This is a genomic window from Pseudomonas sp. GXM4, from assembly GCF_008923895.1.
Taxonomy (GTDB): Bacteria; Pseudomonadota; Gammaproteobacteria; order Pseudomonadales; family Pseudomonadaceae; genus Aquipseudomonas; species Aquipseudomonas atacamensis.
In genome coordinates this window covers 1-6,118 of the sequence record NZ_WBRZ01000305.1, presented here as the reverse complement: position 1 = coordinate 6,118, position 6,118 = coordinate 1, and the positions used below count along the sequence as shown (strand labels likewise).

Sequence of the window (6,118 nt, the reverse complement as noted above, 5' to 3'; positions counted from 1 at the left end):
CTCAGTGTCGGTTTTTTTGTGTCTTGGATGGTGCGCCAAGAGCACAGCTCCCTCACCTTTTTCTCGCCAAAATATCTGTGCTATATCGCGGTTCCCCAATTCTGATACTCGGAAAAGAACTCTGCCTGTCGGAAACGGAAAAGTCGCTCTTCCTCACACAACTCCGAGAATTTGCCTACAACCGCGCATTGAGTCTCTCGTTATCCTGATGCCGTACCAGTCTGCAGCGGCTTCATCAGGAAATACGTTTCCCGCAGAAAGCAGGCTTTCTCCTCGTAATTGCGGTTTGCCCCAGTTGCCCTTCCATCGCGGTATCATGATCTAATACCATGAACAACAAACAGCGCGGCACGCTCAAAGCTATTTTTTCAAGGCCGGTCCCGAATAACTTGGAGTGGGTGCGTATGGAATCGCTCTTCGGCGCAGTGGGCGCCCAGACCATTGAAGGCAATGGTTCAAGAGTGCGCTTTGAATTGAACGGTGTGGTCGTGACTTTTCACCGGCCCCACCCAGACAAAGAAGCAAAGCCCTATCAGGTGCGCGACGCTCGGGCTTTTCTTGAGCAAGCAGGAGTCATCCCGTGAACGTAATGAACTACAACGGCTATGCCGCCCGTATTGAATACAGTGACGAAGACGGCCTCTTCGTCGGCCATATCGCCGGTATCAAGGACGTCGTCGGATTCCATGGTGAGTCGGTCGCAGAGCTGCGGAACGCGTTCCAGGAGGCCGTGACTGATTATCTCGATACCTGCGCCAGGCTCGGTCGCGCACCGCAGAAACCCTATTCGGGGAATCTCAGCCTGCGCTTGGCGCCAGCGCTGCATGCGACGGTCGCTGTAAAGGCGCAGCTAGCCCATAAGAGCATCAATCAATGGGTTGCAGACGTGCTCGATCGTGAGGTCCACGCGTAGTGGCGAAATCTGGCTCTCAGTAGAAGTTGTACAAAACCCTGTCACCCGTCGAAATCTCCTACACGCCTCATTGACCCTCCGAACCGTCCCGAGTTTACTGTATGCGCATACAGTAAATTCACTATCAGGTTCGTATCATGAGCGTCACCATCCTCGGCCCTTTGTCAGGCGCGGGCGAAAAGCTTGCGCTGTATTCGTTTCGGATTCCCGCCGGTTTTCCTTCGCCTGCGGCTGATCACATTGAAAAGCACATCTCTCTGGACGAGGTTTTTGATATTCGTGCGCCGCACGTTTATCTGGCGAAGATCGAAGGCGAAAGCATGCAGGACGCCGGGATATTTTGCGGTGATCTGGTGATCGTCGATCGCAGCCTGAATGCCGAGCACGGCGATATCGTCATCGCCGGTCTCAATTCCGAACCCATCTGCAAGCGCCTGCACATGCGCGACAACACCGTCATCCTTCTTTCGGCCAACAGCAAATACCCGCCTCGCTACGTGATGGAAGGGGATGAGCTGGTGATCTGGGGTGTGGTGACTTACAGCGTGCGCGACCATGGCAAACCGTGAGCAGGTCTTCGCGCTGATCGATTGCAACAGCTTCTATGCCAGCTGTGAGCGAGTGTTCCGGCCCGATCTGGCGAAGACGCCGATTGTCGTGCTGAGCAATAACGATGGCTGCGTGATTGCGCGCAGTTATGACGCCAAGCCCTTTGTGAAAATGGGCGCGCCGTATTTTCAGATTCGCGACGATCTGCGCCGCCATGGCATCCAGGTGTTCAGCAGTAATTACGCCTTGTACGGCGACATGAGCGAGCGGGTGATGACGATCATCGAATCCATGGTGCCGGCCGTCGAGGTGTACAGCATTGATGAGGCGTTCGCGGATCTCAGTGGCATTCCTGGGGACCTGACCGCGTTTGGCCGCACCATCCGCTCTGCTGTTTATAAGCGCACCGGCATCCCGGTCGGCGTCGGCATCGCCCCCACGAAAACGCTGGCCAAGCTCGCCAACCACACCGCGAAACGCCTGCAAGCGCATACCGGCGGCGTGGTCGACATCTGCGATCCGTCCAAACGCGACTGGGTGCTGCGCAATACCGATGTCGGTGACGTGTGGGGCGTCGGTCGGCGAATGAAAGCTCATCTGGAAAGCATGCAGATCAGAAGTGCGATGGACCTGGCGAAGGCCGATCCGTGGACACTTCGGCGCAAGTTCAGCGTGGTGATCGAGAAGACCGCGCGCGAACTGGGTGGCACATCCTGTCTGGAACTGTCGGAAACAGAACCGCCGAAGCAGGAAATTTGCAGCAGCCGCATGTTTGGCAACCGTTTGACTACCATCGAGCCGATCAAGGAAGCCGTTGCTACTTATGTGCATCGAGCGGCGGAAAAGCTGCGTGCGCAGAGTTCGCTGTGCAAAAAGATCCGCGTGAGTATCCGCACCGGCATGTTCAATCCGGAAGAGGCGAAGTACGCCAATGGCGCGCTGATCGAGTTGCCTTATCCGACCAATGATGTGCGATTGCTGAGCAAGGTGGCGAGCGAAGCGATCGATCGATTGTTCCGGCCGGGGTTCAAGTACAGCAAGGCTGAGGTGCTGTTGATGGATCTGCGACAGCCCGGAGAATTTACCGAAGACCTGTTTGCACAGTCCCAACCTCAAGCGGCGGAGAGGGTGATGGGGGTGCTCGACCAGATCAATCAGCGCTGGGGGCATGGAACGTTGCGAGCGGGGAGTGTGCCGGCTGATCCGGCCTGGGGCATGCGGCGGGAGATGATGAGTTCGAGTTTTACGACGAAGCTGGATCAATTGTGGGTCGTTAAATCCAATTGAGGCACGGGCCAGATCTGGTGCCGCGTTACAATCGCCGCCTTCACTTTTGCAGTAAAAGGACGACTTTCATGATCATTTCCACCACTCATTCCGTCGAGGGGCGGCAGATCACGGCCTATCTGGACATTGTCAGCGCCGAGTCTGTGCAAGGGGTCAACGTGATCCGCGATATGTTCGCCGGCATGCGCGACTTCTTTGGCGGGCGCTCGCAGACGTTGGAGCGGGCTCTTAAAGAAGCACGCATTCAGGCCACCGACGAACTGAAAGATCGAGCGCGCGCATTGCAGGCTGATGCTGTGGTTGGCGTGGATTTTGAGATCAGCATGCCGGCAGGCAAGGGTGGCATGGTCGTGGTGTTCGTCACCGGAACTGCGGTCAAGCTGCGCTGATCATTGTGTTCAAGGCAAAGCCCACTCGCACAACGAATGGGCTTTTTCGCGTCAATCAGCCTTGAGGTTTGAGCAACACAGCACCTCTTGCGTCATAGGTCAGCGGTGTATCGATGGCAACGAGGGACGGTGTCCCGTCAGGCTGCGCCGATGGTGCGGGCTCGCTGGGATGGTAGACGACGCCCGGCTGGAGAAGCGGTTTGTCCGGGTATTTGATGGTGATTTCACCCGAGGCGATCTTTTCCTTGAGTTTTTCCGCACCGGCCTTGCCGGCAGCGATCTGCTCGTCCGTGAGTTTTACGACTGGCATGTTCGGGAATCCATTGATCTGCATGATCTCTCCTTGAGATTCATTTGTAGGAGTAAGGGCAGCGGCCGTTCGATGGAAATCTTTAGCGAATGATCGCTCGCGACACTTTTTTCCATTCGTCGGTGATCAGCCTTTCTGGACGGCAAGTCCAGTAGTGACCGGCTAGTCTCAAAAGCGCTGAGGGACGATATTTTCCAGGCAAAACTGTTTTGCCGGTGTCGGCCCGGTTGTGTAGGGGAGAGTCTATGTCAGGTCCATTTATCGAAGATGATGGCGCTGAGTTTTCATTCAACAACTGTGTGCGCTGCGGTCAGTCGGAGTATCAGTCGGGGTTTGGCGAGGATCCGGTCAGCATCGGCAAAATCAAATCCACGGCCCCCAAAGGGCCGAAAGCGAAATTCCTGCCCAAGGTCACGGCAAGGACCAGAAAGTGATTTTATCCTGCACCCCGTTACTGAACGGGGTTTTTTATGGGCGCAAGAATGAGGGGGCGGGCATTGACATTAATGTCGGTTTTTTTTCCCCAACTTTTCACGTTGGCCAACGTAGTGTGAAGCCATCCGTTAGAAAGCAAGTCTCCAGCCCGTCTCCCCAGCGGGCTTTTTTTTGCCCGGCATAAAACCTTTTCCCTGATTGCGGTCCAATCGACGCTGCCGCCCGCGTCTGGACTTTCCTGCGCCGAGCGCATTAAATCCCGCTCCTTTTCGTCATCCCGTTTATTTGAGGTTTTCGTCATGCGTTTAACACTGCCTGCTCTGGTTCTTGGCCTTCTGGTTGCTCAAGGTGCGATGGCTGCCGGTGATGGCACCGCTGCGCTGGGCGGTGGCCTGGGTGGCGCGCTGGGTAACGTGGTCGGTCAGAAAATGGGCGGCAGCACCGGCGCCGCAATTGGCGCTGGCGTTGCGGGCGCAGCGGGCAGCGCAGTCGCCGCACGCAAGGGCAGCCGCACCAAAGCGGCGATCGGCGGCGGTGTCGGTGCAGCCGGCGGTTCGGTGATCGGCAACAGCCTGGGCGGCCGCAACGGCGCCACCATCGGCGCGGGTCTGGGCGGCGCGGCCGGCGGCGCAGTCGGCAGCAACCTGGGCAAAGGTCACAAGCGCCACTGAGACTGATGGCCTGTCAGAAAAAGCCCGACTCGATGTCGGGCTTTTTCATGGCTGAACGTTTCGTGCGAAATCATCTCCAATCTGCATACGCCCCGCTTGGGCGGACTGTCCCGATTCGGGAACTGCGAGGTTCATATGCGATTGTCATTATCTGCACTGTTTTTTGGCTTGGTCGTGGCGCAGGGCGCGATGGCGGCCGGAGATGGCACCGCTGCCGTAGGCGGTGGTCTCGGCGGTGCGCTGGGTAATGTGGTTGGCGGACAACTCGGCGGCAGCACGGGCGCAGCGGTCGGCGCTGGTGTTGGCGGCGCGGCGGGCAGTGCCGTCGGCGCGAACAAACGCAACCGCACCGAAGCCGCGATCGGCGGCGGCCTTGGCGCGGCAGGCGGCTCGGTTGTCGGCAACAGCCTCGGCGGCTCCACCGGCTCCGCCATCGGCGCGGGCCTGGGCGGCGCAGCAGGCGGCGCGGTAGGTAACAATCTTGGCGACGACGACGGCGGATCTCATTCCGGCGGCCACAAGCACAAGAACAAACACAAAAATAAACATCGCTGATTGATCAACGAAAACCCGGCCTGGCGCCGGGTTTTTCGTGTGTGGCCGTCAGGCAGAGGAACGATTGGCGATAGGGCTTTTCGAAAGTGATACATCCCACACGCTCAAGAGGTGCGCCATGACTCCTGAAACCGAAGGCAAAGAAGAGAAGGGCCCGAGTGGATTGCCGTTTATCAATGATCCGGGGAATGAAGATCCCGGCTCGCTGATGGATGATGCGACGGTGCCGTTGAATGATGCGGATGAGGCGGATATGGAGTATGAGGAGGATGGGGATGAGCAGTGAATGACTATCGTTGAGTCAGATGTGGTGGGTCGACCATCAAAATAGGAGCCTGTGGGTAACAGGCTCTTGGTAAACACAGCTGAGTCTAATTTCATGCATCTAAAATGATTCCATCCATGCACGGTAGAACGCTTTTTGATCCTCTATGTTGTTTGTCAGGTTTGTGTCTTCGTAGTCAAAGATTCGAACGATGTCTCCTTCTCCTGAGGGTCTTCCTTCGTGGAGCTCGTAGGCAACGAGTCCACAGGACATTTGTGAACTCATGCTCGATGGATGAACATTAATTTTTGATCCTTTACACAAAAATATAATGTCAGGAAACTCCGATCGTAATACACCGAAACATCCATAAAGGTCATATGAAGTGTAGGTTTTCTTGTGGCCGTGTTTTGCCATAAATGTCAAAGTTTTATTCTTTCTGTCGCACTCGATAGTTGCGGTCTCAATGCCTTTGGGAGTAAGGATTTTTATTTCCATTCGGATCATTTATTTTTTCCTGTTTGGATTCAGCACAGAATAACCTTTGTAGCTACCGTCTTCGTTGACGGGCGTAGCTCCTACGATATCCCGGTTATTTATGCCTCCTGGTATAGCAATCTCAGCCTCCCCTCGATGAGGAGAGAGTGCTCCAAGTTCTCTATTTACATCCACGCCGCGAATGTTTTTCATTACATATATATAACCATCAGCGTACCCATAACCTGTCGCAAATTTCGTTGCGGC

11 protein-coding genes are annotated in these 6,118 nt (G+C 55.9%); 9 read left to right on the top strand and 2 right to left on the bottom strand.

Annotated elements, in window-relative coordinates; translation table 11 throughout:
- Window positions 1-329 precede the first annotated feature (329 nt).
- The 5 genes from F8N49_RS24520 (at window position 330) to F8N49_RS24500 (ending at window position 3,138) form a co-directional block, all read left to right on the top strand.
- Window positions 330-584 (top strand): type II toxin-antitoxin system HicA family toxin, encoded by a 255-nt coding sequence (locus tag F8N49_RS24520; RefSeq protein WP_071171559.1) that lies wholly within the window; start codon window positions 330-332, stop codon window positions 582-584.
- Window positions 581-913 carry a type II toxin-antitoxin system HicB family antitoxin gene (locus F8N49_RS24515; RefSeq protein ID WP_071171560.1) on the top strand — a complete coding sequence of 111 codons (333 nt, stop codon included), beginning with the start codon at window positions 581-583 and terminating at the stop codon, window positions 911-913. Before F8N49_RS24520 ends, F8N49_RS24515 begins: the two co-directional genes overlap by 4 nt.
- A 137-nt stretch (window positions 914-1,050) precedes the next feature.
- Entirely contained in the window at window positions 1,051-1,482 is a 432-nt protein-coding gene (locus F8N49_RS24510) for a LexA family transcriptional regulator (RefSeq protein ID WP_071171561.1), read from the top strand.
- A complete protein-coding gene (locus tag F8N49_RS24505; protein WP_151552953.1) occupies window positions 1,469-2,749 on the top strand; it encodes a Y-family DNA polymerase in 1,281 nt (426 codons plus the stop codon). Before F8N49_RS24510 ends, F8N49_RS24505 begins: the two co-directional genes overlap by 14 nt.
- 68 nt (window positions 2,750-2,817) lie before the next feature.
- Window positions 2,818-3,138, top strand: coding sequence for a YbjQ family protein (locus tag F8N49_RS24500; RefSeq protein WP_016773801.1), 321 nt, complete (start codon window positions 2,818-2,820; stop codon window positions 3,136-3,138).
- Window positions 3,139-3,193: 55 nt separating this feature from the next.
- Here the strand turns inward: F8N49_RS24500 and F8N49_RS24495 are convergent, their stop codons facing one another.
- Complete coding sequence (locus tag F8N49_RS24495) at window positions 3,194-3,472, bottom strand: hypothetical protein (protein ID WP_151552951.1); 279 nt, start codon at window positions 3,470-3,472, stop codon at window positions 3,194-3,196.
- A 221-nt stretch (window positions 3,473-3,693) separates the two neighbouring features.
- Between F8N49_RS24495 and F8N49_RS24490 the strand changes: the two genes are divergently transcribed.
- The 4 genes from F8N49_RS24490 to F8N49_RS27975 all read left to right on the top strand — a co-directional run bounded on the left by F8N49_RS24490 (window position 3,694) and on the right by F8N49_RS27975 (window position 5,395).
- Entirely contained in the window at window positions 3,694-3,882 is a 189-nt protein-coding gene (locus F8N49_RS24490; protein ID WP_024012286.1) for a hypothetical protein, read from the top strand.
- A 300-nt stretch (window positions 3,883-4,182) separates the two neighbouring features.
- A complete protein-coding gene (locus tag F8N49_RS24485) occupies window positions 4,183-4,554 on the top strand; it encodes a hypothetical protein (RefSeq protein WP_016773803.1) in 372 nt (123 codons plus the stop codon).
- A 135-nt stretch (window positions 4,555-4,689) separates the two neighbouring features.
- Window positions 4,690-5,109: a YMGG-like glycine zipper-containing protein gene (locus tag F8N49_RS24480; RefSeq protein ID WP_024012287.1), complete on the top strand. Its 420-nt coding sequence runs from the start codon at window positions 4,690-4,692 to the stop codon at window positions 5,107-5,109.
- A 118-nt stretch (window positions 5,110-5,227) separates the two neighbouring features.
- Window positions 5,228-5,395, top strand: a complete 168-nt coding sequence (locus F8N49_RS27975; protein WP_016773805.1) for a hypothetical protein — start codon at window positions 5,228-5,230, stop codon at window positions 5,393-5,395.
- 486 nt (window positions 5,396-5,881) lie between these two features.
- Here the strand turns inward: F8N49_RS27975 and F8N49_RS24470 are convergent.
- Window positions 5,882-6,118, bottom strand: a 237-nt coding sequence (locus F8N49_RS24470; RefSeq protein ID WP_218574910.1) for an enterotoxin A family protein, incomplete at its 5' end; no start/stop codon positions are given.